The organism is thiotrophic endosymbiont of Bathymodiolus puteoserpentis (Logatchev) (assembly GCF_900127505.1).
Taxonomy (GTDB): domain Bacteria; phylum Pseudomonadota; class Gammaproteobacteria; order PS1; family Pseudothioglobaceae; genus Thiodubiliella.
In genome coordinates, this window is sequence record NZ_UEXF01000073.1 from 1 (window position 1) to 23,562 (window position 23,562).

31 protein-coding genes and 3 pseudogenes are annotated in these 23,562 nt (G+C 36.0%); 26 read left to right on the forward strand and 8 right to left on the reverse strand.

The features are described from left to right. The first annotated feature begins 39 nt into the window (after positions 1-39). Entirely contained in the window at positions 40-543 is a 504-nt protein-coding gene (locus tag BHECKSOX2_RS10715; protein WP_483444637.1) for a transposase, read from the forward strand. A gap of 106 nt (positions 544-649) precedes the next feature. Here BHECKSOX2_RS10715 and BHECKSOX2_RS08740 read toward each other — a convergent pair whose 3' ends face one another. Then, positions 650-1,870 carry a malic enzyme-like NAD(P)-binding protein gene (locus tag BHECKSOX2_RS08740; RefSeq protein WP_139683267.1) on the reverse strand — a complete coding sequence of 407 codons (1,221 nt, stop codon included), beginning with the start codon at positions 1,868-1,870 and terminating at the stop codon, positions 650-652. A 54-nt stretch (positions 1,871-1,924) separates the two neighbouring features. Beyond that, positions 1,925-3,070, reverse strand: coding sequence for a quinone-dependent dihydroorotate dehydrogenase (locus tag BHECKSOX2_RS08745; protein ID WP_245391365.1), 1,146 nt, complete (start codon positions 3,068-3,070; stop codon positions 1,925-1,927). A gap of 125 nt (positions 3,071-3,195) precedes the next feature. On the opposite strand from BHECKSOX2_RS08745, the gene BHECKSOX2_RS08750 reads away from it, so the two are divergent. Genes BHECKSOX2_RS08750 through BHECKSOX2_RS08770 form a run of 5 tightly spaced genes read left to right on the forward strand, consistent with a single transcriptional unit; the run spans position 3,196 to position 6,898 of the window. Then, positions 3,196-3,375: a hypothetical protein gene (locus BHECKSOX2_RS08750; protein ID WP_139683268.1), complete on the forward strand. Its 180-nt coding sequence runs from the start codon at positions 3,196-3,198 to the stop codon at positions 3,373-3,375. Between the two features lie 11 nt (positions 3,376-3,386). Further along, positions 3,387-3,827 (forward strand): division/cell wall cluster transcriptional repressor MraZ, encoded by a 441-nt coding sequence (mraZ, locus tag BHECKSOX2_RS08755; protein ID WP_245391366.1) that lies wholly within the window; start codon positions 3,387-3,389, stop codon positions 3,825-3,827. Further along, positions 3,824-4,762, forward strand: a complete 939-nt coding sequence (gene rsmH / locus BHECKSOX2_RS08760; RefSeq protein ID WP_139683270.1) for a 16S rRNA (cytosine(1402)-N(4))-methyltransferase RsmH — start codon at positions 3,824-3,826, stop codon at positions 4,760-4,762. Before mraZ ends, rsmH begins: the two co-directional genes overlap by 4 nt. Then, the gene (locus BHECKSOX2_RS10650; protein WP_139683271.1) at positions 4,752-5,027 is read left to right on the forward strand and encodes a cell division protein FtsL; all 276 of its coding nucleotides are present in this window, start codon (positions 4,752-4,754) and stop codon (positions 5,025-5,027) included. The genes rsmH and BHECKSOX2_RS10650 overlap by 11 nt, the downstream gene beginning before the upstream one ends. Then, positions 5,024-6,898, forward strand: coding sequence for a peptidoglycan D,D-transpeptidase FtsI family protein (locus BHECKSOX2_RS08770; RefSeq protein ID WP_139683272.1), 1,875 nt, complete (start codon positions 5,024-5,026; stop codon positions 6,896-6,898). Before BHECKSOX2_RS10650 ends, BHECKSOX2_RS08770 begins: the two co-directional genes overlap by 4 nt. 33 nt (positions 6,899-6,931) lie before the next feature. Here the strand turns inward: BHECKSOX2_RS08770 and dnaG are convergent, their stop codons facing one another. Beyond that, positions 6,932-8,773, reverse strand: a complete 1,842-nt coding sequence (gene dnaG / locus BHECKSOX2_RS08775) for a DNA primase (protein WP_139683273.1) — start codon at positions 8,771-8,773, stop codon at positions 6,932-6,934. Positions 8,774-8,792: 19 nt separating this feature from the next. Between dnaG and BHECKSOX2_RS08780 the strand changes: the two genes are divergently transcribed. From BHECKSOX2_RS08780 to prfB, 4 genes are all read left to right on the forward strand, one after another. Further along, positions 8,793-9,689 carry an LpxL/LpxP family acyltransferase gene (locus tag BHECKSOX2_RS08780; RefSeq protein ID WP_139683274.1) on the forward strand — a complete coding sequence of 299 codons (897 nt, stop codon included), beginning with the start codon at positions 8,793-8,795 and terminating at the stop codon, positions 9,687-9,689. Between the two features lie 79 nt (positions 9,690-9,768). Further along, positions 9,769-9,999: an HP1242/YdcH family protein gene (locus BHECKSOX2_RS08785; RefSeq protein WP_090715797.1), complete on the forward strand. Its 231-nt coding sequence runs from the start codon at positions 9,769-9,771 to the stop codon at positions 9,997-9,999. Between the two features lie 50 nt (positions 10,000-10,049). Beyond that, on the forward strand, positions 10,050-10,310 hold the full coding sequence (gene rpsO, locus BHECKSOX2_RS08790) for a 30S ribosomal protein S15 (protein WP_090715795.1): 261 nt from the start codon (positions 10,050-10,052) through the stop codon (positions 10,308-10,310). A 76-nt stretch (positions 10,311-10,386) separates the two neighbouring features. Continuing rightward, complete coding sequence (gene prfB / locus BHECKSOX2_RS08795) at positions 10,387-11,481, forward strand: peptide chain release factor 2 (RefSeq protein ID WP_139683275.1); 1,095 nt, start codon at positions 10,387-10,389, stop codon at positions 11,479-11,481. Here prfB and BHECKSOX2_RS08800 read toward each other — a convergent pair. After that, complete coding sequence (locus BHECKSOX2_RS08800) at positions 11,476-11,802, reverse strand: winged helix-turn-helix transcriptional regulator (protein WP_090715789.1); 327 nt, start codon at positions 11,800-11,802, stop codon at positions 11,476-11,478. The genes prfB and BHECKSOX2_RS08800 overlap by 6 nt on opposite strands. A gap of 114 nt (positions 11,803-11,916) precedes the next feature. Here BHECKSOX2_RS08800 and BHECKSOX2_RS10345 point away from each other — a divergent pair, with 114 nt between their 5' ends. The 10 genes and pseudogenes from BHECKSOX2_RS10345 (at position 11,917) to gorA (ending at position 18,819) form a co-directional block, all read left to right on the forward strand. Then, entirely contained in the window at positions 11,917-12,921 is a 1,005-nt protein-coding gene (locus BHECKSOX2_RS10345; RefSeq protein WP_245391367.1) for a YbhB/YbcL family Raf kinase inhibitor-like protein, read from the forward strand. A gap of 13 nt (positions 12,922-12,934) precedes the next feature. Then, positions 12,935-13,588 (forward strand): nitroreductase family protein, encoded by a 654-nt coding sequence (locus BHECKSOX2_RS08815; protein ID WP_139683276.1) that lies wholly within the window; start codon positions 12,935-12,937, stop codon positions 13,586-13,588. A gap of 5 nt (positions 13,589-13,593) precedes the next feature. Then, a complete protein-coding gene (locus tag BHECKSOX2_RS08820) occupies positions 13,594-13,989 on the forward strand; it encodes a VOC family protein (RefSeq protein WP_090715784.1) in 396 nt (131 codons plus the stop codon). Positions 13,990-13,998: 9 nt separating this feature from the next. Continuing rightward, on the forward strand, positions 13,999-14,559 hold the full coding sequence (locus BHECKSOX2_RS08825; protein WP_139683277.1) for an NAD(P)H-dependent oxidoreductase: 561 nt from the start codon (positions 13,999-14,001) through the stop codon (positions 14,557-14,559). A 66-nt stretch (positions 14,560-14,625) separates the two neighbouring features. Then, positions 14,626-15,258 (forward strand): annotated as a pseudogene (locus tag BHECKSOX2_RS08830) (IS1595 family transposase). A gap of 35 nt (positions 15,259-15,293) precedes the next feature. Continuing rightward, positions 15,294-15,577, forward strand: a pseudogene (locus tag BHECKSOX2_RS08835) (ferritin family protein). 50 nt (positions 15,578-15,627) lie between these two features. Beyond that, entirely contained in the window at positions 15,628-15,735 is a 108-nt protein-coding gene (locus BHECKSOX2_RS08840) for an NAD(P)/FAD-dependent oxidoreductase (protein ID WP_180323737.1), read from the forward strand. Next, a complete protein-coding gene (locus tag BHECKSOX2_RS08845; protein WP_139683278.1) occupies positions 15,736-16,638 on the forward strand; it encodes a HipA domain-containing protein in 903 nt (300 codons plus the stop codon). Next, complete coding sequence (locus tag BHECKSOX2_RS08850) at positions 16,623-17,357, forward strand: HIRAN domain-containing protein (protein WP_139683279.1); 735 nt, start codon at positions 16,623-16,625, stop codon at positions 17,355-17,357. The genes BHECKSOX2_RS08845 and BHECKSOX2_RS08850 overlap by 16 nt, the downstream gene beginning before the upstream one ends. A 130-nt stretch (positions 17,358-17,487) precedes the next feature. Continuing rightward, positions 17,488-18,819 (forward strand): glutathione-disulfide reductase, encoded by a 1,332-nt coding sequence (gene gorA, locus BHECKSOX2_RS08855; protein WP_139683280.1) that lies wholly within the window; start codon positions 17,488-17,490, stop codon positions 18,817-18,819. Between the two features lie 3 nt (positions 18,820-18,822). Here gorA and BHECKSOX2_RS08860 read toward each other — a convergent pair whose 3' ends face one another. Then, positions 18,823-19,302 carry a thermonuclease family protein gene (locus BHECKSOX2_RS08860; protein WP_139683281.1) on the reverse strand — a complete coding sequence of 160 codons (480 nt, stop codon included), beginning with the start codon at positions 19,300-19,302 and terminating at the stop codon, positions 18,823-18,825. Positions 19,303-19,343: 41 nt separating this feature from the next. Between BHECKSOX2_RS08860 and hisI the strand changes: the two genes are divergently transcribed. From hisI to tatC, 5 genes are read left to right on the forward strand one after another with little or no spacing between them, the layout of a single operon-like run. Continuing rightward, a complete protein-coding gene (gene hisI / locus BHECKSOX2_RS08865) occupies positions 19,344-19,724 on the forward strand; it encodes a phosphoribosyl-AMP cyclohydrolase (protein WP_139683282.1) in 381 nt (126 codons plus the stop codon). A gap of 5 nt (positions 19,725-19,729) precedes the next feature. Then, a complete protein-coding gene (locus tag BHECKSOX2_RS08870; protein WP_139683283.1) occupies positions 19,730-20,047 on the forward strand; it encodes a phosphoribosyl-ATP diphosphatase in 318 nt (105 codons plus the stop codon). A gap of 13 nt (positions 20,048-20,060) precedes the next feature. Continuing rightward, entirely contained in the window at positions 20,061-20,267 is a 207-nt protein-coding gene (tatA, locus tag BHECKSOX2_RS08875) for a twin-arginine translocase TatA/TatE family subunit (RefSeq protein ID WP_180323738.1), read from the forward strand. Positions 20,268-20,276: 9 nt separating this feature from the next. Continuing rightward, positions 20,277-20,555, forward strand: coding sequence for a Sec-independent protein translocase protein TatB (gene tatB, locus BHECKSOX2_RS08880; protein WP_090714550.1), 279 nt, complete (start codon positions 20,277-20,279; stop codon positions 20,553-20,555). Positions 20,556-20,571: 16 nt separating this feature from the next. Then, complete coding sequence (tatC, locus tag BHECKSOX2_RS08885; RefSeq protein ID WP_090714547.1) at positions 20,572-21,438, forward strand: twin-arginine translocase subunit TatC; 867 nt, start codon at positions 20,572-20,574, stop codon at positions 21,436-21,438. 209 nt (positions 21,439-21,647) lie between these two features. On the opposite strand, the gene BHECKSOX2_RS08890 is transcribed toward tatC, so the two are convergent. Further along, on the reverse strand, positions 21,648-22,412 hold the full coding sequence (locus BHECKSOX2_RS08890) for a hypothetical protein (protein ID WP_139683284.1): 765 nt from the start codon (positions 22,410-22,412) through the stop codon (positions 21,648-21,650). Between the two features lie 229 nt (positions 22,413-22,641). Between BHECKSOX2_RS08890 and BHECKSOX2_RS08895 the strand changes: the two genes are divergently transcribed. Beyond that, a complete protein-coding gene (locus BHECKSOX2_RS08895; RefSeq protein ID WP_180323739.1) occupies positions 22,642-22,779 on the forward strand; it encodes a hypothetical protein in 138 nt (45 codons plus the stop codon). 60 nt (positions 22,780-22,839) lie between these two features. Here the strand turns inward: BHECKSOX2_RS08895 and BHECKSOX2_RS10350 are convergent. Further along, positions 22,840-23,079: pseudogene (locus tag BHECKSOX2_RS10350) on the reverse strand (transposase); the annotation flags it as partial. Between the two features lie 228 nt (positions 23,080-23,307). Next, the coding region (locus BHECKSOX2_RS08905; RefSeq protein ID WP_483444638.1) for a transposase at positions 23,308-23,562 on the reverse strand (255 nt) is incomplete at its 5' end.

The following is a 23,562-nucleotide window of genomic DNA, read 5'->3' on the forward strand; positions in this document are numbered from 1 at the left end:
TAAAATACCTCTTATTTCTTGGTCGTTTTGCTTAAAAAAATGTTAACTAAATCCAGCCCAATATCCACCCAATCAAATCTTTTTCATTCAGAGCTCTTTTCTCAATTAGATGTCAAAGACCCTTTAATACAACTAGCCAACACTATCAATTGGACAGTCTTCGATGATGCCTTTGAGCAACATTACTCTCAAAACAATGGCAGACCCTCAAAACCCATCAGGCTGATGGTAGGTTTGCTTTTGCCTAAAAAAGCCCTTAAGCGAGACAATCGTTATCAACAAGACAAAAAGCGCAAACTGTGTAAAAGACGCGCAGCGATTGAGCCGATTATCGGACATCTTAAATCAGATTTTAGACTCTCTAGAAACCTACTCAAAGGGCAAGTTGGTGATGAGATTAATGTTTTAATGGCTGCCTGTGCTTGGAATTTGAGAAAATGGCTGGTGATAGCCACTATTTTTTTGTTTTGGCAAAAACTGGGCTTATTTTTTGTAAAATACCTAAGGTTTTTTGTGGTGCTGGATAAAAAGCAGTTTTGTTGATTTAGATGGTTGGAAAAATGGGGGGGTTGGTTTGGTTGGAGTGAGTTTTTAAGGGGCGACTAAATATTTTATAAAAATAACACCGTAAAATAAGAAAAGACGAATATCAAAGACGTGAAACACCACTTGCAACTGCCGCATTGAATACTGCTTTTGGTACTACATCAATCAGTCTTTTATCAAAAGGTTTTGGAATAATATAACCCTTACTAAAACTCATTGCATCGGCATTATAAGCTTTAAGAACTTCAGCGGGCACTTCAAGTTTTGCTAAATCTTTTAGTGCATATACAGCAGCAATTTTCATCTCAATATTAATTGTGCTGGCTTTAGCATCTAGCGCACCCCTAAAAATAAAAGGAAAACCTAGAACATTGTTCACTTGATTGGGGTAATCGCTTCTCCCTGTCGCCATAATCAAATCATCACGCACTGAATTAGCATCTGCAGGTGAGATTTCAGGGTCGGGGTTTGACAAGGCAAATACAATCGGATTATCTGCCATTGATTTCACCATGCCCTTAGAAACTAAATTGGCTGATGCCACGCCCACAAATACATCGCAATCTTGCATTGCATCTGCCAAAGTTTGCTTGTTAGTTGTACTTACATAACCCAGCTTTTCTTTGGTTAAATCTTCTCGCTGATTGTTAATCACGCCTTTGGAGTCCACCAGTAAAATATTGGTTTTTTGAAAGCCTAATTCACATAATAAGTCTAATGTAGCAATGCCTGCTGCACCTGCACCCAAGCAAGTTAGTGTAGCGTTTTCTGGTATTTTTCCTTGAATTTCTAAGGCATTTAAAAGCCCAGCAGCAATAATAATTGCTGTGCCATGCTGGTCATCATGGAAAACTGGAATATCCAGTGTCTCAATTAATCGTTGTTCAATTTCAAAACAGCGCGGTGCAGAAATATCTTCTAAATTAATACCACCAAAAGTAGGTGCAATATTTTTTACCGTTTGCACAAACTCATCAACATCTTGCGTGTCAACTTCAATATCAAACACATCAATATCAGCAAATTTTTTAAACAGAACTGCCTTGCCCTCCATCACTGGTTTTGATGCCAAAGGCCCAACATTGCCCAAACCTAAAACCGCAGAACCATCTGAAATGACTGCTACCAGATTATTTTTAATCGTATAGTTATCAACCAATGCTGGATTATTAGCAATTTCTCTAACGGGGGCTGCCACACCTGGTGTGTAAGCCAACGATAAATCTTCACGGGTTTCTAGGGGCTTGTGCGAAGAAACGATCAATTTTCCAGGGCGTTTACCCTGATGATAATCTAATGCTGCTTGGTGTAATTTTGAACTCATAATTTATAAAAAATATAGTTAAGAGCGCCCTGCCCCCAAGAAAAGAAGCATTGATTATACTTGTTTAAGTGGATTGCGTGAGCCGACCGCCTCTTCAATAGATGAAAACCCATCTTTTTTAAGCAACTTAACCAAACCACGATTAATTTCACCAATAACCTGAGGACCTTCAAAAATCATGCCTGTCACCATCTCAATCAAATTAGCACCAGAGGTAATTTTTTCGTAAGCATCGTCTGCGTTAAATACACCGCCCACACCAATAATGGTGATTTTTCCACGCGTTCTCTGATAAACATGACGCACTACATTGGTTGAAAGTCGTTGCACAGGCAATCCACTAAGTGCGCCTTTATCAAAAGTTAATTCTTCTTTAAGATACTCATTGCTCATTGATGGTTTGGCTAGATTGGTAAGCACCAACCCATCCACTTTATGTTGCAAACAAGTATCAACAATCGTATCAACCTCATCGGTTGCTAAATCTGCTGCTATTTTTATATAAAGAGGTTTATTTTCTTGTTTAACCTCGTCCAACGCACTAAGTAATGCTTCTAAGTTTTCCCGATTAACAAAAGGCTCGCCATCTTGCGTATTTGGACAAGAAATATTAATCGTGTAATAATGGCCAATATTGCTAAATTCATTAACTGTTTTTAAATAATCATCAATCGAAATTTGCAAAACAAAATTGACTGAATTATTGGTTTTTGCAGTATTAATACCAATTGGAATATTAAACTCTTTACCCTGCAATCTTTTGGCAATCGCTTCTGCGCCTTGATTATTTAATCCATACCACACCAAGATTGACTTAGATTTAATCAAACGAAATAAACGCCTGCCAACACCTGGATTGCCTGGACACACATCTCCAGTAAAAGAACCTAATTCTGCAAAACCAAAACCAATAAGTGGGTAAGCATCTGTTAATTCACCATCCTTATCAAAACCTGCCGAAAGTCCAATTGGGTTATCATAGTTAATACCATCAACCATGGTGTTTAAACTGCTGTGCTTATAGTAAAACAAGATTTTCAACAATCTTCTTCCGAACCTATTAGAAGCAAAAATCAGACCGAATTGTTTGAGTTTGTTGTGTGCCTTTTCCGCTTCCCACAAAAAAACCAAAGGGCGTATAACCCAGCGATAAAAAAAGGTGGTAATCAAACCTCGTAATTGGTAAATTAATTGCATCATGAACTTTATTATATCAAATAATACTTAACACAGTTGATGTTCAGGAATACCAACGATTAAAGTGTTCAAAAGTGGTATAAAGTGGTATAAAATGTATTTAACTTACTAAATGGTGATGGAAAAAAATGCGCACAAGAAAACTTATTGTTGGTGGACTTTTATCAACAACTTCACTCAGTGTATTGGCACTTATAGGTGCACAACAAGCACAAATCAATAACTTTAAACCTTTTATGATCATTATTCTTGTTGTACTGGTTCTTGGTGCAATGGCAACTTATCAAAAATATCTACAAAATAACTAATGTTTCGTGGCGTGCACAATTTAACTATTGATGCCAAAGGAAGACTAAAAATTCCAACACGCCATCAAGTGCAAATCAATAAAATTTGTGAGGGAAAAATGGTGCTCAGTATTCATCCAGATGACCCTTGTTTGTTACTCTACCCCTTAAAAGATTGGCAAACACTTGAAGAAAAAGTTAGCGCCCTACCTTCGCTGAATATTCACACAAAACGCCTCAAACGCAAACTAATTGGTCATGCAACAGATTGTGAATTGGATAGTGCATCACGCGTGCTAATTTCTGTCACACTTAGAGAATACGCTAATATTGATAAAAAAATTATAATGAGTGGACAAGGAAATAACTTTGAAATTTGGGATGAGCATACTTGGCATAAGCAACTTGCCAACCTTGATATATTAAGCGAGAAAGAAGACATTCCAAGTAGTATTTCCGAATTGACATTATGAGTTCTCATCATCATCAATCAGTGATGTTTGATGAATCTATTATTGGGTTAAAACTAAAAAGTAACGGTGTCTATATTGACGCCACTTTTGGTCGTGGCGGACATGCACTTGGTATTTTAGAAAAACTGGGTGACCAAGGGAAGCTAATTGCCTTTGACCAAGATATTACTGCCATTGAGTATGCCAATCAACAGTTTAACGATTCACGCCTAAGACTTATTCACAGCCCTTTTGTCAATATGCATCAGATTCTTTCTGAAGAAGAATTGCTTGGAAAAATTGATGGCATCTTCATGGATCTTGGTGTTTCATCGCCACAATTGGATAATGCCGAGCGCGGCTTTAGTTTTAATACTGAGGGTCCACTAGATATGCGTATGAACCAAAGCAGTGGCATTAGTGTGGCACAGTGGCTGGTAAGTGCTGATGAAGTTGAAATTGCTAATGTGATTTACGAATTTGGTGAAGAAAGAAAAAGCCGACACATTGCCAGTGCGATTAAAAGATTTCAGCAGGAACAACCCATTAAAACCACATTGCAATTAGCAAATATTGTTGCCAGTGTGGTAAAAACAAAGAAAAACAAACATCCTGCCACACGCACTTTTCAGGCGATGCGTATTTTTATCAATCAGGAACTCACACAACTGTCTGAGACACTTAAGCAGACAATCAATTTATTAGCACCAGAAGGTCGTCTATGTGTCATTAGTTTTCACTCAATTGAAGACCGCATTGTCAAACAATTTATCCAACAACACTCAAAACAAAAACAATTACCCAAAGGTTTGCCGATTATGGATAGTGACGTAGAACAAACGCTGTTACAAGATTTAGGTAAAAGTTTTGCCAGTAAAGAAGAGCTTAACAATAATAAGCGCTCAAGAAGTGCGATATTAAGAATCGCACAGCGCACCACGAAGGATGTTGAATAAGTCACTTAATACAACCTTTATTAACACAATACTTAGCGTTATTATTGTTATATTATCTTTCTATACAATTTTGTGGCACAATCAAAATTACTTACTGTACAAAAAAGTACAAAAAGTACAAAAAGAAAATCAAAAAATCATAGCATTACACAAACAATTACTGACTGAACATTCATCACAAATCAGTGGTAAGTCCATTAAAGAAGAAGCTTTAAAAACATTACAAATGAAACGACCTGACAAAATCAGGGAACTCATATTATGAGGCTATTCAAAATAGGATTGTTTCAAAAATCACAAAATTATTCACGCCGTCAATTGGTCGTTCAAAGTATTTTTGCCAGTCTTGGTGTTATTTTCTTTTTTCGAATTATCAATATTTATCAAATAGATGTTGGTGGCGTTGGCATTCAAGAAAAAGCCAGAAAACAAACAGAAATTACTTCCAGCATAAAAGCACGCCGAGGTGATATTCTAGATAGGAATGGCGATGTGCTTGCTAGTAATTTGATTTTGAAAAAAATAAACCTAGATTCAACACAAATTCAAAAAGCTTTTATTCCAAAACTTGCACAAGCTTTAATGATGCCAGAGAAAAAATTGGAAAAAGCAATTAAAAAAAAACTTAGCAAACATGCAGGTAGAAAAAATCTAATTATTAAACGAAACCTTAGGCTTACCAACCCAATTCTTGAAAATATAGAAGCACTAAGAAAAATTAAGTTAAAAATCTGCAAAATGAAACGCAAAAAAAACAAAATAAATTTGTTTGATAAGGTGTTAATACTCACCAAGTTAAAAGCAGATAAACCAACTTATAGTAAGGTTAAAGTATGCAAAAGCGAACGAATAAAAGGCGTTCGATTCCAAACAGACACGCATAGATATTATCCAAAATCCGCAGCATTAGCACCACTTATTGGTCGCATCAATCATGACAAAAAAGGAGTCTCTGGCATTGAAGGTGAATTTGAATCGATACTTGCTGGGCAAAACAGCCTTACACATTTGAGTTTTGACCCAGATTCTCAAGGGACTTATTTCAACCCGATAGTACATAAAACACTTAAGCACGGTCAAGATATACAATTAACGATTGATACTAATGTGCAATTCCACGCCTATGTTGCTATTAAAAAATCTGTTAAAAAACTCGAAGCCAGCTCTGGCTCAGCCATCATTCTAAAACCCAATGGTGAAATTTTAGCAATGGTCAACTACCCTGCTGCTGACCCGAATAACAAAGCACTCTACAACCCAAAACATTACCGTAATCGTGTGCTCTCAGATAAACTTGAGCCAGGCTCAACCATCAAACCATTTACCATGCTCTTAGCACTTGAAAAGAAAAAAATTACCGCTAAAGATGATGAACTAATTGATGTGACTAAACGCATCGGACACCTTAAACCCGATAAAAAATATAAATATATGAGCGTTAAAAAGATTTTGCAAAGATCACATAACTTAGGCACACTCAATGTAGCAGAAAGGTTAAAAAAAGAAGAATTATATGACACTTGGCGTAAATTAGGTTTTGGTCGTCCGCTCGGACTTATTCCTAGCATCGAAAACTCTGGGCTACTTAAACATTATAGTGATTGGTCAAAAGCAGATAAACGCTCTTTGTCTTTTGGTTACGGCCCAATGCAAACCAATTTGGCACAACTCGCCAGAGCATACTTAGTATTTGCAAATGATGGCGCTATACCACCGCTGAAACTTATCAATGGTATTGCTACAAATGAACAAAAAAAACAAGTTTTCAGCAAACAAGCAACGCACAGAATTGCCGAACTCTTAGATGCGGTTGTATCACTAAAAGGCTCTGGATATCGTGCACAAATCAAAGGTTACAGTGTAGCAGGAAAGACTGGCACCGCAGAAATGGTCATCAATGGTCGTTACAGCAAGAATGGCGCAAAACGGACTTTCTTCACTGGATTTGTACCCGCTAAAAAGCCAAAATATGTTATGGCAGTTAGATTAGACTATCCAAAAAAATGTTACGCTTATTATAAACCTTATAGTAAGATTAGTTGCGAAGGCTCAAACTCTGCAGCTATTGTGTTTAAAGAAGCAATGGAGAATATCTTAAGTAGCGACCAATCTGTTAAATTGTTGGCGAAAAAATAATTTCAGTTTATTTAAGGGTGCCTCTGGTAGCCTTTAAGATTTATTTTTTTGAATACCTTCCATCACTTTTCGTTGCTCTTGCTCAGTATTTGCACTTGCTATTTTTCCTTTTACCTTGCTAATGGATTGATGTTTTTCAATTTTAGTTAATGCAGATAAAAACTCATCTTTAGCTTGAACTTCACTCAAATATGGCTCCAACACGCTCAACTCTTGTAAGCGCTGTTGGATACCTGGCTTGGCTTTAAAAAGATGAATCAACTGTTCTTTAGTAATCTCATCTTCTACCTCTGCTTCGCGTACTAACTTTAACAAAACTTCTGATTTTTCAATCTTTCGTATCCTCTCTTCAGCAACACCATTTTCATCGGCTAATAATGGGTAATTAAGCAGCAAACTGATCATTCTTCCCATCAATACTTTAACGGAATTATTTTCTCGTGGTGTAGGGCTTGACTCATAACGATGCTCGTAATCATCATTTATAAAAGATGGCATCGCATCCTCGTATTCCATATTAGATGGTACCTGCACTTGCGTCTGTATTTGTTGCGCCTGAATTTGCTGTGTTTGCACTTTTTTTGCTTGCTTAATAAAGACACTTTTAACCTGTTCAATGCTTTGCCCTACAACTTGTGAAATGCCTTCAAGTAACTGCTCTTGATACGCATCATAAGTCACTAAAGCAATTAATGCTGAGACTTTTTCTAAGAATAGGGTTTTTCCTTCAATAGTATCAAATTCCACTTGTGTCTTCACATGGTCAAACAAAAACTTTGACAACATCTTTGCTTTATTAATGCGCTGCTCAAATGCTTTAGCAGATTCTTTTTTAACCAAAGTATCAGGGTCTTCACCATCAGGCAGGAATAAAAACTTAACCAACAATCCAGATTTAACCACTGGCAAGGTAATCTTTAATGCCTTCCATGCAGCTGCACGACCTGCATCGTCGCCATCAAAACAAAATACAATCGTATTGGTGGTTCGCGCTAATGTTTTCAAATGCTCAGTGGTGGTTGCTGTGCCCAATGTTGCTACTACTTTAGTAATACCAGATTGGTGTAGTGCCACCACATCCATATACCCTTCAACCACCAAAATATAATCCATCTTACGCGAGTATTTGCGTGCATGATACAGCCCGTAAAGCTCTCGAGATTTAGAAAAAATTGGACTTTCTTGCGAATTAAGGTATTTGGCTTTAGCAGTATTATCAAACACCCTGCCACCAAAAGCAATGACACTGCCCTTGCTATTATGAATAGGAAATATTAAACGATCACGGAAAAAATCATAATCACCATATTCGCCTGTTTTAACCAAACCCAAAGCCTTTAAATCAGTAATTGATTGCTCTGTTTTTTCAAAATTAAGCAACAAATCATTGTTACCAGGTGTGGCAAAACCCAACTCAAAACGCTTGGCAATCTCATCACTGATGCCTCGATTTTTTGCATAAGAGGCTGCCTTGTCTTTGGCAGGTGAAACTTTAAGTTGTTGCCTATAAAAATCACTAACTTTTTTCGATAAGTCGCGATATCGTTCAAGCTTAGGGTCAACTGGCTTACTGCTTTTGTCGTATTCAATAGCAAGCCCAAATTCATTGGCGATTGTTTCAACCGCTTCAACAAAACTTAAATTATCGTACTTTTGCACAAAATTAATAGCACCACCACTCTCACCGCACTTAAAACAGTGATAAAATTGCTTTTGAGCGCTAACAGAAAAATTAGAATTTTTACCACCATGGAAAGGGCAAGCTCCACGATAACCATCTCCTGTTTTTTTAAGCACAATGCGTTTGGCAATCAAATCAACAATATCAATTTGATTGGGCAGGTCATTAATAAAATTTTGACTAATATAAGGCATACTTAAGAATTGTATTTTAATGAAAAAACAAAATTTTTATCATCCTAAATTTATCCCAACTTGGATTCTCATTCTACTAATGAAGCTGGGTGCTAAATTGCCATTTACTGTGCAAGTCGCTATCGGCACTGTTTTTGGCAAGCTACTCTATCTGATACTACCCCGCTTCAAAAAAATTGCCTTTATTAATATCAGAAAATGCTTTCCTGATAGAAACAAATCACAAGTTAAACAGCTGGTTAAACAGCATTTTACATCGCTGGGTATTGCTTTTTTTGAATCAGCAAACTGTTTTTATATGGGGAATGCTGCCCTTAAAAAGCGCTATCACATCAAAAATACACAAATCTTACAAGACGCCTTAGACCAGAAAAAAAATGTAATTTTACTGGTCGGACACTTCACCACTATGATGCTTGGCGGCAGAATGCTACTACAAAATTTTAAATTTGCCGATGTCTACCGCCCACAAAACAATGCACTATTTGACGCAGAAATGACCAAACAATTTATGAGGCATGGTTCAACCATGATCAAAGCCAAAGATTCAAGAACGCTTATCACAACGCTTAAATCTGGCTTACCAATTTGGTATGCACCTGACCAAGACCTTGGCGCCAAACATTCTACTTTTGCACCATTTTTTGGCGTACAAACTGCAACCATTAATGCCACTGCAAAACTGGCAAAAATTGATAATACTGTCGTCATTCCGTTATCTTTCTCACGCAATAAATCAGGTTATGAATTAGAATTTTACCGAGCGCTTAGCGATTACCCATCATCAGATGCCTTACAAAATGCCACCACCAACAATCAAATATTACAGATACAAATTCTCAAAGCGCCTGAGCAGTATCTATGGATTCATCGTCGTTTTAAAACCCGCCCAGAAGGCAAGGCCTCCTTTTACTAAAATTACATTGTTAACTGTCGGGTTAATAGCAAAACAAGTGTATAATTTTATCCCTTGAACTTAATTAGGATAAAGCATCATGGAACATCACCCACTCATTAAAGAATTTCCTGAACACAAAGAGAAAATTCACGAACTAAAAGTTAATAACAATCATTTTAGAAAGTTAGCTTTTGAATACGAAGGTATTGATAAAGCAATTGTTCGCGGCGAGCAAGGTATTGAAAATCTAGGTGATGTTTATCTTGAAAACTTGAAAAAAGAGCGTTTGTTACTCAAAGATTTACTCTACAAAATGTTGCAAAATTAGCAAAATCCGAGTATAATTATCCCTTTTATATTTTTTAGAGCATAACACTTATGTCAATTGATACACAAGCAATCATTAAACAGTACCAGTCTTCTGAAGGCGACACTGGTTCAACCAATGTACAAGTTGCACTATTAACTGCACGCATCCAACACTTAACCGGTCACTTTAAAACACATAAAAAAGACCATCACTCAAGAAGAGGTTTATTACGCTTAGTTTCTCAGCGTAAGAAGTTATTGGCTTATCTTAGAAGTAACGATACAAGTGCTTATTCAAATTTAATTTCTCGTTTAGGTCTTAGAAAGTAATTTCGTGCCTTAAATAAAAAAAGCCCCTTCTTTGTGGGGCTTTTTTTATATCTGTTAGTGCGTAAAATGCTTGCTTATGGAACTCTCACCCACTTATCAAAAAATTGACGATCTAACTCAGCGTTCGTCTGCTTTATCCATACACCTAAATTTAGAAGAAAAACAAGGTCGCTTAGAGGAAGTGTTATTGGAAATGGAAAATCCAGATATTTGGTCTAACCCAGAAACCGCACAAGCTTTGGGCAAGGAAAAATCAATCTTAGAATCCATTTGCCAGACTTTTGATAACGCAAATGCGATTTTAGCAGATGCCAAAGAACTCTTAGATATGGCGCAATCTGAAAGTGATGAAGATACCGCTAACAGTGTAATTGCTGATTTGGAGACAATTGAAATTTCTATTGCAAGGTTAGAGTTTCAAAGAATGTTCAGTGGCAAATTGGATATAAACCACGCTTACTTAGATATTCAATCTGGCTCAGGTGGGACTGAAGCACAAGATTGGGCAGAAATGGTGTTGCGCATGTATCTGCGTTGGGGTGAAAAACACAACTTCAAAGTCAAATTAATGGAAGCCTCAGCAGGTGAGGTTGCTGGCATTAAATCTGCCACTATTCATTTTGAAGGTGAATATGCCTTTGGTTGGCTCAGAAGCGAAATCGGCATCCATCGTTTGGTTAGAAAATCCCCCTTCAATGCTAATGGAAAACGCCATACCTCTTTTTGCTCAGTGTTCGTATCCCCTGAGATTGATGACAATATCGATATTGAAATCAACAAGAGTGAGATTCGTATTGATACCTACCGAGCCAGTGGCGCAGGTGGACAACATGTGAATAAAACCGACTCTGCTGTTCGCATCACACACTTACCGACCAGCACCGTGGTGCAATGTCAAGATGGGCGTAGTCAACATGCCAATAAAGACCAAGCGATGAAACAACTCAAATCCAAACTGTATGAATTAGAAATGCAAAAACGCAACAGTGAAAACCAAGAAACTGAAGACGGAAAATCTGACATTGGCTGGGGTCATCAAATTCGTTCTTATGTATTGGACCAATCTCGCATTAAGGACTTACGCACAGGGGTTGAATCATCTAACACTCAAGATGTCTTAGATGGCAACTTAGATAAATTTATTGAGGCAAGTTTAAAAGCGGGGTTATAACTTTCTTTGTTTTTGATAATTTTTACCCCATTTTTCTAACGATAAAATCGTATTTTTAAGTGATTTTCCCTGTTCCGTAAGACTGTACTCAACCTTAGGTGGCACCACTCTATACACCTTTCGATGAACCAATCCATCGCTTTCAAGCTCTCTGAGTTGTTTAGTGAGCATTCTTTGGGTAATATTTGGCATAAATTTTCTCAATTCACCAAATCTTTTTTTATCCTCAATCAAATGATACAAAATAATTCCCTTCCATTTACCACCGATTAAACTAAGGGTTAATTCTACGGGGCAATTCGCTCCTCTTTTATTTTCCATTTTTTTACTCCTTTAGTATAATAAAGTATACTATATGCCAATTATGTGCCTACTTGACAAAAATATATTGTTATTCTATCATTCTTTTTTAACTCAATAACAGGAATAGACAAAATGAAAAAAATAATTAACTTTATCAATATCACTTTATTACTTGCCTTTGTAAACACAGTTTACGCTTATCAATTGCCAGAAGCTAAACAAGTGAATATCGATCAAAGCATTGCAACCAAACAAGCAGATAAAATGATATTAGCAGCTAAACGATATGCAGCTTTTTGGAATACTGGTGAAGAAAAATTCGCAAAACAAGCGCTGGCAAATGACTTCATAGACCTTAACCTTCCTAAAGGCAGAAAACAAGGCAAACAAGGTCCATTAGATACCTCAAAATGGTTTCGTAGCGTTGTACCCGATTTGACCGCAAATATTGAGGAGATGTTTGTTGTGGAAGATAAAGTAATTTTACGGCTAAAATTTAAAGGACATTTTACGGGTAAATTTTATAACACTGCTGGCAAAGGGCAAAAAATTGAATTTAGCGCCGTAGATATGTACACCATTGAAAATGGCAAGATAAAAAGTAATTGGCATCTTGAAGACAATCAAACTTTAATGCAGCAATTAAATAAATATCCAAGCTCTAAAAACTTTACATTATTTAGTAAAGACATAAAAACAGAAAAAACCATAACTGCCAATCAATACTGGAACAATTTTGGCTGCACAGGAAAAAATGAACGACCTGATTTATCTTGGAGTGGCGTACCTAAAGACACCAAAAGTTTGGCAATTACCTTTTATGACAAAGATGCGCCAACGGGTAGCGGATTTTGGCATTGGACAGCTTACAATATTCCCGCAGACACAAAAAACATCAATCCAAACACTTTACCGCAAGGAGCAGTTGATGCCAATACAGATATGGGAAAACCAGGTTATTTTGGCCCCTGCCCTCCCGTAGGCAGAACTCACAACTATGTATTTACCCTGCACGCTTTAGATACAGATAAATTAACCCCGCCAGCAGGTGCTACTTCAGCTTTAGTTAGATTTTTTATTAACCAACATACGATTGCCAAAACAACACTATCTGTCATTGCTGGGCCGAGAAAATAAAGAGGGAAAAATAATGACTCATCAAATTATTAAAGATTTAAACTGGCGACATTCAACCAAAAAATATGATGCCACTCAACAAGTGTCTGAAGAAAATTGGGAGATAATTTATAAGACAATGCGTTTGTCTGCCTCATCTATTAATTCACAGCCTTGGCGCTTTGTAGTGATAAAAAGCAAAGCAGCAAGAATGCGCATGAGTCAAACATTTGCCCGTAAATTTGAATTTAATGAACCGCATGTTCACGAGAGTTCAGCAATCATTTTATTCGCCCATAATCCCAAATATACTCGTGAAGATTACGCCGAAGTGGTGGACAAAGGCATTGAAGATGGTAGAACCAAACCTGAAGACAGGGAAGATGCCTTTGGTGGGTTTTTCTTCGCTGAACTCAACACCGATAAAAATGGCAACACCGCCCCTTGGACAAAGGCACAACTATATTTAGCACTGGGTAACACACTACACACTCTAGCTCGTTTAAGAATTGATTCAACGCCGATAGAAGGGATAGATACTGACTTGGTCAATCAAGAATTTAAACAAGAACTGGGTGGTTATCAATGCGAAGTAGCGCTAGCAATAGGCTATCGACACACCGAAGACTACAACGCTAAACTGACAAAAACTCGTCGTAGCTTGAAAAGTATCCTATTTGAAATATAGAAATAATGAATATAGAGTTTAATCATATCGGTCTAAGGTGTAAAAATATTGACACTATTGCCACTTTTTTCATAGAAATAATCGGTTTAATGAAAGGCTTTAGACCACCGTTCACTTTCTCTGGATATTGGCTATATTTACCACAAAATAAGCATAATGCAATCATTCATATTTTTGCTGAAGAGGCGAATTTTAATGGCTTTTCATCAAAAACTAACAATAATAATAACCTGCTTGATCATATTGCTTTTTCTAGGAATGATTATTCAGATTTTATCCAACATATAACCAACTTAAAAATTTCTTTTAACGAAAATTTTGTACCCGATTCAAATACACAACAAGTATTTGTAAAAGGTCCGGAAAATTTAATCATTGAAATTGATTTTATTAATCCATAGGGGAAAAATATGAACATATTATTAATTACAGCAGGATATTCGATTTTTGATGCCAAAGGGCAGCTTAACGGGTTCTTAAGTTATTTAACTGATAAAACTTTGAGTAAAAAAGGTCATAAAGTAAAAATCTCAGATGTAACCAAAGAAACACTAGATATGGATAGAGAGCTAGACAAGCTTTTATGGGCAGATGCCATTATTTACATTATGCCAATTATGTGGTTCAATATGCCCGCTCCATTGGTTAAATGGCTTGATGAGGTTTTACTGTATGAAAAAACTTTTGTTATTACCGATGAATACGGCGAAGGTGGTCAAGTTCCAGCTGATAAATTTATGATTGTAACAACTTCTAATATGAATAGCAGTGATTTAGGTAAAGGTTTTGTCCTAAAAAATGCATCTCATATTGATGATTTGTTACAGCCATTGATAATGACCAACCATTATTTAAGCATTCGCAACCAAATCCCGACTTTTCATGCAGATAATGTAATTGCAGGTGACACTAATTGGATTGAAAAAGACTATATTAAACACCTTAATAAATATTGGGTCATGACAACTTAAGTATGTTTAAAAACCTGTTAAAACATCGTCATGAAAGTAAAAAACAAGTAGGTAACTCGTTCTCGTATTTCAGAGGCTAAATTTAGACAAATAATTTTGTTATTTTCTGAGGATTTGAGTGCAACTCAAATATCTCATTTAACAAAATTAAACAGATAAACAATTAACAAATATTTGAGCGCTATTAGACTTAGAATTTTAGAGTTATCTCAACTTCAATCTGCCCCACTAGTGGGGCAGATTGAAGTTGACGAATCTTATTTTGGCGCCCAGCGCGTCCGCGGAAAACGCGACCGAGGCGCCAGGGGTAAAACGATAGTGTTTGGCTTATTAAAACGAGGAGGCAAGGTTTATACTGAAATCGTCCCAGATTGTAAGAGTGCTACTCTACAAAGGATTATCAAGGGTAAGACTAGTGTAGAAAGTGTTATTCATTCAGATGGATGGCGTGGGTATAATGGGCTTGTAGATTTTGGCTATAAAAAGCATTTTAGAGTGCATCATAGTAAGAATGAATTTGCCAGAGGCAACTCTCATATTAATGGCATTGAATCATTTTGGGGTTATGCTAAAAATAGACTGGTAAAGTTTAAAGGAATGAATAAAAGTGTGTTTAATTTGCACCTTAAAGAATGCGAATTTAGATTCAATAATCGCAAGCAAAATATTGCTTGGAATGTTCAGAAAAGAATCGCTTAAGTTGACATGACCCTTAAATAAACAAGGAGTTAATCATGGCAAATGAAGGTTATCACGAAAAAGAGGAAAATCTAACACAGAAAACCAAAGATATGCACAAAGCAATTGTGTCTTTGACAGAGGAATTAGAGGCAATTGATTGGTATAATCAGCGTATTGATGCGTGTCAAGATGATGATTTATCCGCTATTTTGGCACATAATCGTGATGAAGAAAAGAGCACGCAGCAATGGTATTAGAGTGGATTAGATGCAAGAATAAGGCTTTTGATAAAGAACTCAAAGACTATCTTTTTACTGACAAACCGATTGCGCATTAAATTCTAAGGAGCGATTAGGTCTTTTTTTTACGAGGAATAAACAATACGATATGATTATCATTGGTGCGGGCTTTGGTGAACTCTCAGTTGTTGAGTACGCCAGAGAATATGGTAAAAAATGCTTAGTCATTGAGGCAAGTTTAAGAGCAGGGTTATAAATGAATCAAGAATCCCCTAAAAAAAATAAAGACATTCAAGATCAAGCTAAAAAGAATCGAGGCACCGAACATCAGGGCACTAAAGAAAAATTTTGGTTTGATGAAAATCAAGACAAATTATTCAAGATAGGCAAGCATAAAGGAGAAAATTGGGCTGAAATAGTAGCCTTTCACTTAGCAACTTTATTAGGTATTTCTTGTGCTAAATATGAACCAGGCTCTTTACCAGAAGAGTCTCCGACAAAGTACGGCGTTATTAGTCAAAGCTTCATCAATAAAAAAGATGGAGAGAGGCTGATAAATGCCAATGAATTTTTAGCACAACTAATTAAAAACTACGATCCAGATAAAACATACAGGCAAGAAAATTACACATTTTCTCGGTCAATAGCATTAATCAAAGTATTAATTCCTCCTTTAAAAGAAAAGTCAATTAAACAATTTATTGGCTATCTTATTTTTGATGTTTGGATTGGAAATCAAGATAGGCACCATGAAAATTGGGGGTTTGTTGCATCAAGTACTGAGCTTTCTTTAGCACCTAGTTTTGATCACGCCTCAAGTATGGGTTGTAGAGTTGGAGACACTGAAAAACAAGAGCGTTTGAATACAAAAGATACTGGTTATAATGTTGAGGCGTTTTCAAGCAAAGCAAAAACAGCGATGTATAATAATGACGGTAAAATACTAAAAACTTATGAATTGTCAGAACTTTGTCACAAACACTACCCTGAGGAATCTTGTTTTTGGATTCAAAAAATTAAACAAGTATCAGAACAAGATATAGCTAAATGCTTTGAATCACTACCCGAAAACTGGATGAGCGATATAGACAAAAAATTTACAACAAAACTTTTACAAGCAAATCAAAAACAACTAAAAAAATTATGTATCAAGAATTAATTTTATCGTGGCAAGACACTGAAACCAGTCAATGGTTTTTAATTGGTCGATTTTCAAAGCACGATGACGCTTACACTTTTATTTATGTCAAAGGTGCAGAGCAAGCAAAAGAACACGGATTTTTTGAGCTACCCTCTATGCCCGATCTTTATGCAGAATATAGCTATAATGATATTTTTCCCCTACTTAAAAACAGAATTCTAGATAAATCTAGACCAGATAGAGGAGAATTTTTAAAGTGGCTAAATATTGATATTGATTCCAATAACTTAGATTTTGAAGAATTAGCCAAAACTGGTGGGATTAAGGCAACAGATAATTTATGCCTATTCCCTATGCCTGTTAAAAAAAATAATCAATATATTTTAGAATTTTTTTCCCAAGGCGTTAGTCATTTAACTCAAAACACTCAAGACAGAATTGCAAAATTAAAAGTAGGTGAGAAATTATTTTTTTGCGCTGATTTAGAAAATTTACAGGATGAAGATGCACATATGCTTAGAACCCAAGACCCTGTGGAATTTGCAGGATATTGTCCTAAGTATTTTGCCAAAGATTTTAAAAAATTATTTAATTTATCAAAAGAATCTTTTAACATTAAAGTCAAACAAATTAATAAGAATGCGCCAGAACAACTAAGGCTATTATGTGAAATTACTTGCGATTGGCACCAAGATTTTTCTCCATTCGTCGAAGATGAATTTACATCAATTACATGAGAGATTTCTGTATAAATTAGTCGTCAAAACAAGGGACTTAAAGGCTATTTTTTTACTGGCAAACCAATTGCACACTAAACCTAAGTTAAAAGTTAAAGGGTAAGACTTTTTTTATTTATTGGAGAAAAAAATGACAAAACAATACGATATGATTGCCATTGGTGCAGGCTCTGGTGGCCTTTCAGCTGTTGAGCGCGCCAGCGAATACGGCAAAAAATGCTTAATCATTGAGGCAAAAACCATTGGTGGCACTTGTGTGAATGTTGGTTGTGTACCTAAAAAAGTGATGTGGTTTGCCGCCAATGCTGCCACACAGATTAACAATGCACAAGGGTTTGGTTTTAATATTGAGGTGAAAAATTTCTCATGGAAAAAACTCAAACAAGGTCGCGATAACTATATCAAAGGTATTACCGACTGGTATGACGGCTATTTAGAAAAATTAGGTATTGATTACATTCATGGCTTTGGAAAATTAGTCAATAAAAACACAGTGTCTGTCAATGGTGAAGAGTATACCGCTGAGCATATCGTGCTTTCTCCAGGTGGCAAGCCATCTGTGCCGAATATTAAAGGTGCCGAATACGGCATTACTTCAGATGGTTTTTTTGAATTAGACGCATTACCTAAAAAAGTAGCGGTTATTGGTGGTGGCTATATTGGCGTTGAACTGGCTGGCGTATTGAATGCACTCGGTAGCGAAGTTGAGATTTTCGGCAGAGCTGATACCTTGTTGCGTGGTTTTGACCCCATGATTCAAGAAGCTTTGGATAAAGACTATACTGCGCACGGTATTACCCTTCATCATGGTACTACAATTGATAAGGTTTCGAGCGATAAAACGATATTTACCAATCACGGTGAGTTTGGTGGTTTTGACCAAATTATTTGGGCAGTTGGCAGAGACCCAATGACGCAACATCTTGGTTTAGAAAATGCTGGTGTTGAGTCTAACCAACGCGGTTTTATTCCAACAGATAAATTTCAAGTGACTAATGTGGACAATATTTTTGCACTCGGTGATGCCACCGGCAGAGCGCCGCTCACACCTGTAGCTATCGCAGCAGGTAGAAGGTTGTCTGATAGGTTGTATAACAATATGACCGATAGGCATTTAGATTATAGTGCTATTGCCACTGTGGTTTTTTCACACCCACCCATTGGTACTATCGGTCTCACGGAAATTGAGGCCAATAAAAAATTTGATAAAATCAAAATTTATAAATCAGAATTCACCCCAATGGCAGATGCTTTGCTTAATCACAAAACCACCACCGCACTTAAATTAGTGTGTGTGGGTGATGATGAAAAAATCATCGGCTGTCATATTATGGGGCACGGTGCTGATGAAATGCTACAAGGCTTTTCGGTTGCCATCAAAATGGGGGCAACTAAAAAGCAGTTTGACGACACAGTCGCTATACACCCGACTAGTGCTGAGGAGTTAGTAACGCTAAGATAACATCTATCTATATTTATTTGTTTTCCGATACTTATGGGGCTTGATAGGTGGCTTGTAAAAACCCCAAAACCCTACTTTTTTAGATTTGGCTAATTCTTCTTCTTTGCGATAGATATTTTTATAAGAATACGCCATACCCGACTCAACCATTGACTTGCCGATATCAATATCTCCTTTATAGACACGCACTAAAACACGATGATAGTACCCAATTTCGATAGGGGTAATTAACAATCTTCCAGGTATTTCCCTTAAAAGTCTTTTCAAGTACTCTTTGGATAATTGACCACAATCAATAGTTTGGTATTGTGTTTTCTCACAAGTTTGTGTAATTTCTGGTGTGTCAATACCTTTAATACGCATTTGCAAACTGATACTATCGCCATCAACAATATATAGTGTTTTTTCACTATCTAAAATAAAGTTGCCAACATCAGAAAAAGCACTGCCTATCAATAAGAAGCATAAAATAAATAATTTCATTCAAAACTAGCGGTAAAATTAATCATTTTATAAGATTTTTAATGAAAGTATTAGAGCAAGTTAGATTTGATGATAAGGGTTTAATTCCAGCAATTGCTCAAGATTTTGAGACGGAGGAAATCTTAATGTTTGCATGGATGAACCAAGAGTCTCTATCGCTAACGATTAAAAAAAAACAAGCAGTTTACTATTCTCGTTCACGCAAAAAACTGTGGTTTAAAGGCGAAGAATCAGGACACACACAATTTGTTAAAGCTATTTATATAGATTGTGATTGTGATGTGATTTTACTCAAAGTAAAACAAATCGGCGGTATCGCTTGCCACACTGGTAGAAAATCTTGTTTTTTTCAAAAACTGGATAAAGACAATTGGGTAAATGTTAGCAAAGTATTAAAAGACCCAAAAGCCATTTATGGATGATGTTTATGAGTGATATCTTAAAACAATTAGAAAAAGTATTGGAGCAGCGTAAGCACTCAGGTGCCGATGAATCTTATGTCGCATCTTTATACAGTAAAGGCTTAGATGAAATCTTAAAAAAGATTGGCGAAGAGTCTGCCGAAGTGATTATGGCAGCCAAAGATGGAGAAAAAGAAAAAATCATCTATGAAGTGGCAGACCTGTGGTTTCACACTTTAGTATTATTACGCCACGAAGACATTGAAATCGCTAAAATAGAAGAAGAATTATCAAAACGATTTGGCTTATCGGGTTTAAAAGAAAAAGCCAATAGGAATCAATAACAAAGGAGAAATTATGATGCCAGGACCGTTTGAACTGATTATTATTTTAGTAATCGTACTACTTCTTTTTGGTGGCAAACGCTTAAAAAACATTGGTGGCGACTTAGGGGGTGCTATCAAAGGTTTTAAAAAATCAATGAAAGAAAGTGAAAGTGACAAAATTGACAATAAAGACACTGTCATTGACGCTAAAGTTATCAAAGAAGAAGAGACCAAATAACACGCCACTATGTTTGATATTGGTTTTTGGGAATTCGCTTTAATTGGCATTATCACACTGATTGTGGTCGGCCCCGAAAGGATGCCCGCCATTGCCAAAACTGCGGGTCATTATATTGGCAAAGCCAAAAGGTTTGTTGCCAAAATCCAAGAAGATATTGGCGATGAAATTGAGGCTGATAAACTCAAAGAGCATCTAAACTTAGAAGATAAAGATGCTAATATTGTTGAGATTTTTGATCAAACTAAAGAATCCCTTAACAAAATCAAACGCGATATTGATAAATAGTCTGAGCTAAATAAGTATGAGTACACAGCGTATTAAACAAGACATGACCTTTATTCAACACTTGGTTGAATTACGCGATAAACTGCTACATTCTGTCATTGCAATTTTACTGGTATTTGCTGGTATTTTTCCCTTTGCCAACGAAGTTTATAGTTTTATTGCTGCGCCTATTCTCAATGTCTTACCCTCAGATAGCAATATTATTGCAATTGGAGTAATCTCACCTTTCTTAACGCCGCTCAAAATGGCGTTAATTTTTTCCGTCTATGCTACTATGCCCTTTCTGCTTTATCAAGTTTGGTCATTTATTGCACCTGCCTTATATAAACATGAAAAACAAATGATTTTGCCATTGGTAATTTCATCAACGGTCTTATTTTATGCGGGCTTGTTGTTTTCGTTTTATATTGTTTTTCCTGTTATTTTTGGCTTCTTATCTAGCATCGGTCCAAGCATTGTAGACTTCACCCCCGATATTCAATATTATCTTGATTTTGTACTGAAAGTATCTTTCGCTTTTGGTGTGGCATTTGAAGTGCCTATTGCCACTATCTTGCTAATTATATTCGGCGTAACAACAGTAGAGAAACTTAAGAAAAATCGTCCTTATATTGTTATTGGCGCCTTTGTTTTAGGTATGCTACTGACGCCACCTGATATTATCTCTCAAACCTTAATTGCTGTCCCAATGTGGCTGTTGTTTGAGGCTGGGTTGATTTTTGCACCCATGTTTAAACGCTCAGCACCAACATCAGATGATAAAGACGCTGACGCTAACTCAACCACTTCTGATAAGGAAGAAGCCACAGATGAAGAAGATTGGGGCGATGAAGAATTAGATAAAATTGACGAAGAATTTAAGAAACTGAATAAAGAAAATTAAGCATTTATAAGTTTATTTGAACTAGCCCTAATTAAGAAATATGATCAATCTGATCCAAGATATATCACACCCAATAGTCAATAATTTTTCAGCAAGGTATCTGCTGATTCTATTCCAAGTCTAACAACTGGAATATGTATTCTGACAGGGTTAACGGTAAAAATCCCAGTAGTGATTAAAAAACAATCAAGAGGCAGGACAATTGATTTTTATTTTTCAAAAAAACGACAATAATCTTTGAATATTGGCTCTTGTTTAATACCTTCTTTGTAGGATTCACCCCCCCTTGTAACAACATTTTTCCAATTCATAATATGTTGGTGCTGATAAAACTTACTTGTTATTGCGTTAATTTGCACTAAAAATAGTCGATGTGGTTGTCCAGATAAGAACTCTGCAAGAAAACCAATGGGAAGCAAGGCGATTGTTTTAAATAAACCCAGTTTTTTTAATGTTGCGATATTCATAGGTGAGAATTGACCGTTATTATCAATTAAAAATGGTGGCAATGGCTCAAAAAAATGACCAATTACACGCAAAATGGCACTTGATATCGTCCATAGCATTAAATATTCTATGTAGTTATGAGTAAAAAAAGTGAGTAGAATCATCAATATTGTTATCAATGCTAAGTTGGCTAGTACTGTAAATTTCACTTCTTTAATAAGGAGAGTTTGAATGACAAAAAGTAGTAAAGCGATATACAAAAATCCACTCCACAAACTGTTGAAAATTAATAACCATGCAAAAGCGTCTATAAAAATAGAATAATGAATCATTCGATTGATACTATTTCTATGTAGTGCCACATAGGCGATAGATTGGAAATCTAATTGAATATTCTTACTTGGCCAAAATGCAGTAAAAAACGGTAAAATTCTGCCGATTATCTTGGGTGGAATAACAAGGCAAAGCATAAAAAGAATACCAGCGCAAATAACACAAGTGAGCCAAATATGATATAAATTTTCCATTATTTATTATACCTTCTATAGTTATGGTTATTTTAAGCGTTCTCAAACTTAAAGATGGCGAATTCAACCCATAAGTGCAACACTTCCATTTAAAAAATAGTCCTTGCCAGTTATCTTGGCAAAGACCTCAAATGGGGTCTTGTACCCCAAGGGACTGTTGAAAATAAAAACCCAAAAAACAACCATATTTATAGTAAAATACTATTAATATCAATAACTTAAAAAAATAATGACCACTCAAACAGAAATCATCAACCTAGAAGACTTAGTTCCAATCAACCACCTCTATCGTAAATTCACCAAACTTATTGATTTAGACAAAATAACCAATAAGCACTTAACCACAATTGCTGGTAATAGTAATTAGTCGCCCCTTAAAAACTCACTCCAACCAAACCAAAACCACCCATTTTTCCAACCATCTAAATCAACAAAACTGCTTTTTATCCAGCACCACAAAAAACCTTAGGTATTTTACAAAAAATAAGCCCAGTTTTTGCCAAAACAAAAAAATAGTGGCTATCACCAGCCATTTTCTCAAATTCCAAGCACAGGCAGCCATTAAAACATTAATCTCATCACCAACTTGCCCTTTGAGTAGGTTTCTAGAGAGTCTAAAATCTGATTTAAGATGTCCGATAATCGGCTCAATCGCTGCGCGTCTTTTACACAGTTTGCGCTTTTTGTCTTGTTGATAACGATTGTCTCGCTTAAGAGACCGTTGAATTTAAAAAAATTTTTTTAAAAAAATCTAAAACCCAATTTTTCTCATATTTTTCTCATCAAACCCCGCTATTCCCTATTTTTTTTCATATTTCTCCCATTAAACCCCGCTATCTTCCCATTTTTTGTCAATTTCCCTTAAAATCAACAAAAAACAAACAATACCCCTCCCTTAAGAACCATACTCTTCATTTAAAATCACCATTCTTTTAAGATTAAACGCCAATGATTCCATAAACATTGCAAACTGATTTTTAGCAACACCCCTATACCTTGTTCGATGATTAGTTTGAGAGAATACTCGCTCATACGGACTACGCATTTTTGTGATAAAACTGTCTCTACCCTTATTTTTATTTTTCATATTGTTTTTCAAGATAGCCTTTAGATTACAACCTTTGCGTTTAGCATCAATATGAGTTTGTTT

Coding starts and splice junctions, on each gene's coding strand:
- BHECKSOX2_RS10650 (WP_139683271.1), top strand. CDS start 4,752: ATGTTGAATAAGTCACTTAATACAACCTTTATTAACACAATACTTAGC.
- rsmH (WP_139683270.1), top strand. CDS start 3,824: ATGAGTTCTCATCATCATCAATCAGTGATGTTTGATGAATCTATTATT.
- BHECKSOX2_RS08895 (WP_180323739.1), top strand. CDS start 22,642: ATGACCACTCAAACAGAAATCATCAACCTAGAAGACTTAGTTCCAATC.
- BHECKSOX2_RS10345 (WP_245391367.1), top strand. CDS start 11,917: ATGAAAAAAATAATTAACTTTATCAATATCACTTTATTACTTGCCTTT.
- BHECKSOX2_RS08825 (WP_139683277.1), top strand. CDS start 13,999: ATGAACATATTATTAATTACAGCAGGATATTCGATTTTTGATGCCAAA.
- BHECKSOX2_RS08850 (WP_139683279.1), top strand. CDS start 16,623: ATGTATCAAGAATTAATTTTATCGTGGCAAGACACTGAAACCAGTCAA.
- BHECKSOX2_RS08820 (WP_090715784.1), top strand. CDS start 13,594: ATGAATATAGAGTTTAATCATATCGGTCTAAGGTGTAAAAATATTGAC.
- tatC (WP_090714547.1), top strand. CDS start 20,572: ATGAGTACACAGCGTATTAAACAAGACATGACCTTTATTCAACACTTG.
- BHECKSOX2_RS10715 (WP_483444637.1), top strand. CDS start 40: ATGTTAACTAAATCCAGCCCAATATCCACCCAATCAAATCTTTTTCAT.
- BHECKSOX2_RS08860 (WP_139683281.1), bottom strand. CDS start 19,302: ATGAAATTATTTATTTTATGCTTCTTATTGATAGGCAGTGCTTTTTCT.
- hisI (WP_139683282.1), top strand. CDS start 19,344: ATGAAAGTATTAGAGCAAGTTAGATTTGATGATAAGGGTTTAATTCCA.
- BHECKSOX2_RS08845 (WP_139683278.1), top strand. CDS start 15,736: ATGAATCAAGAATCCCCTAAAAAAAATAAAGACATTCAAGATCAAGCT.
- BHECKSOX2_RS08785 (WP_090715797.1), top strand. CDS start 9,769: ATGGAACATCACCCACTCATTAAAGAATTTCCTGAACACAAAGAGAAA.
- gorA (WP_139683280.1), top strand. CDS start 17,488: ATGACAAAACAATACGATATGATTGCCATTGGTGCAGGCTCTGGTGGC.
- BHECKSOX2_RS08770 (WP_139683272.1), top strand. CDS start 5,024: ATGAGGCTATTCAAAATAGGATTGTTTCAAAAATCACAAAATTATTCA.
- BHECKSOX2_RS08840 (WP_180323737.1), top strand. CDS start 15,628: ATGATTATCATTGGTGCGGGCTTTGGTGAACTCTCAGTTGTTGAGTAC.
- BHECKSOX2_RS08800 (WP_090715789.1), bottom strand. CDS start 11,802: ATGGAAAATAAAAGAGGAGCGAATTGCCCCGTAGAATTAACCCTTAGT.
- BHECKSOX2_RS08745 (WP_245391365.1), bottom strand. CDS start 3,070: ATGATGCAATTAATTTACCAATTACGAGGTTTGATTACCACCTTTTTT.
- prfB (WP_139683275.1), top strand. CDS start 10,387: ATGGAACTCTCACCCACTTATCAAAAAATTGACGATCTAACTCAGCGT.
- BHECKSOX2_RS08870 (WP_139683283.1), top strand. CDS start 19,730: ATGAGTGATATCTTAAAACAATTAGAAAAAGTATTGGAGCAGCGTAAG.
- BHECKSOX2_RS08780 (WP_139683274.1), top strand. CDS start 8,793: ATGAAAAAACAAAATTTTTATCATCCTAAATTTATCCCAACTTGGATT.
- tatB (WP_090714550.1), top strand. CDS start 20,277: ATGTTTGATATTGGTTTTTGGGAATTCGCTTTAATTGGCATTATCACA.
- BHECKSOX2_RS08815 (WP_139683276.1), top strand. CDS start 12,935: ATGACTCATCAAATTATTAAAGATTTAAACTGGCGACATTCAACCAAA.
- tatA (WP_180323738.1), top strand. CDS start 20,061: ATGATGCCAGGACCGTTTGAACTGATTATTATTTTAGTAATCGTACTA.
- BHECKSOX2_RS08750 (WP_139683268.1), top strand. CDS start 3,196: ATGCGCACAAGAAAACTTATTGTTGGTGGACTTTTATCAACAACTTCA.
- dnaG (WP_139683273.1), bottom strand. CDS start 8,773: ATGCCTTATATTAGTCAAAATTTTATTAATGACCTGCCCAATCAAATT.
- BHECKSOX2_RS08890 (WP_139683284.1), bottom strand. CDS start 22,412: ATGGAAAATTTATATCATATTTGGCTCACTTGTGTTATTTGCGCTGGT.
- rpsO (WP_090715795.1), top strand. CDS start 10,050: ATGTCAATTGATACACAAGCAATCATTAAACAGTACCAGTCTTCTGAA.
- BHECKSOX2_RS08740 (WP_139683267.1), bottom strand. CDS start 1,870: ATGAGTTCAAAATTACACCAAGCAGCATTAGATTATCATCAGGGTAAA.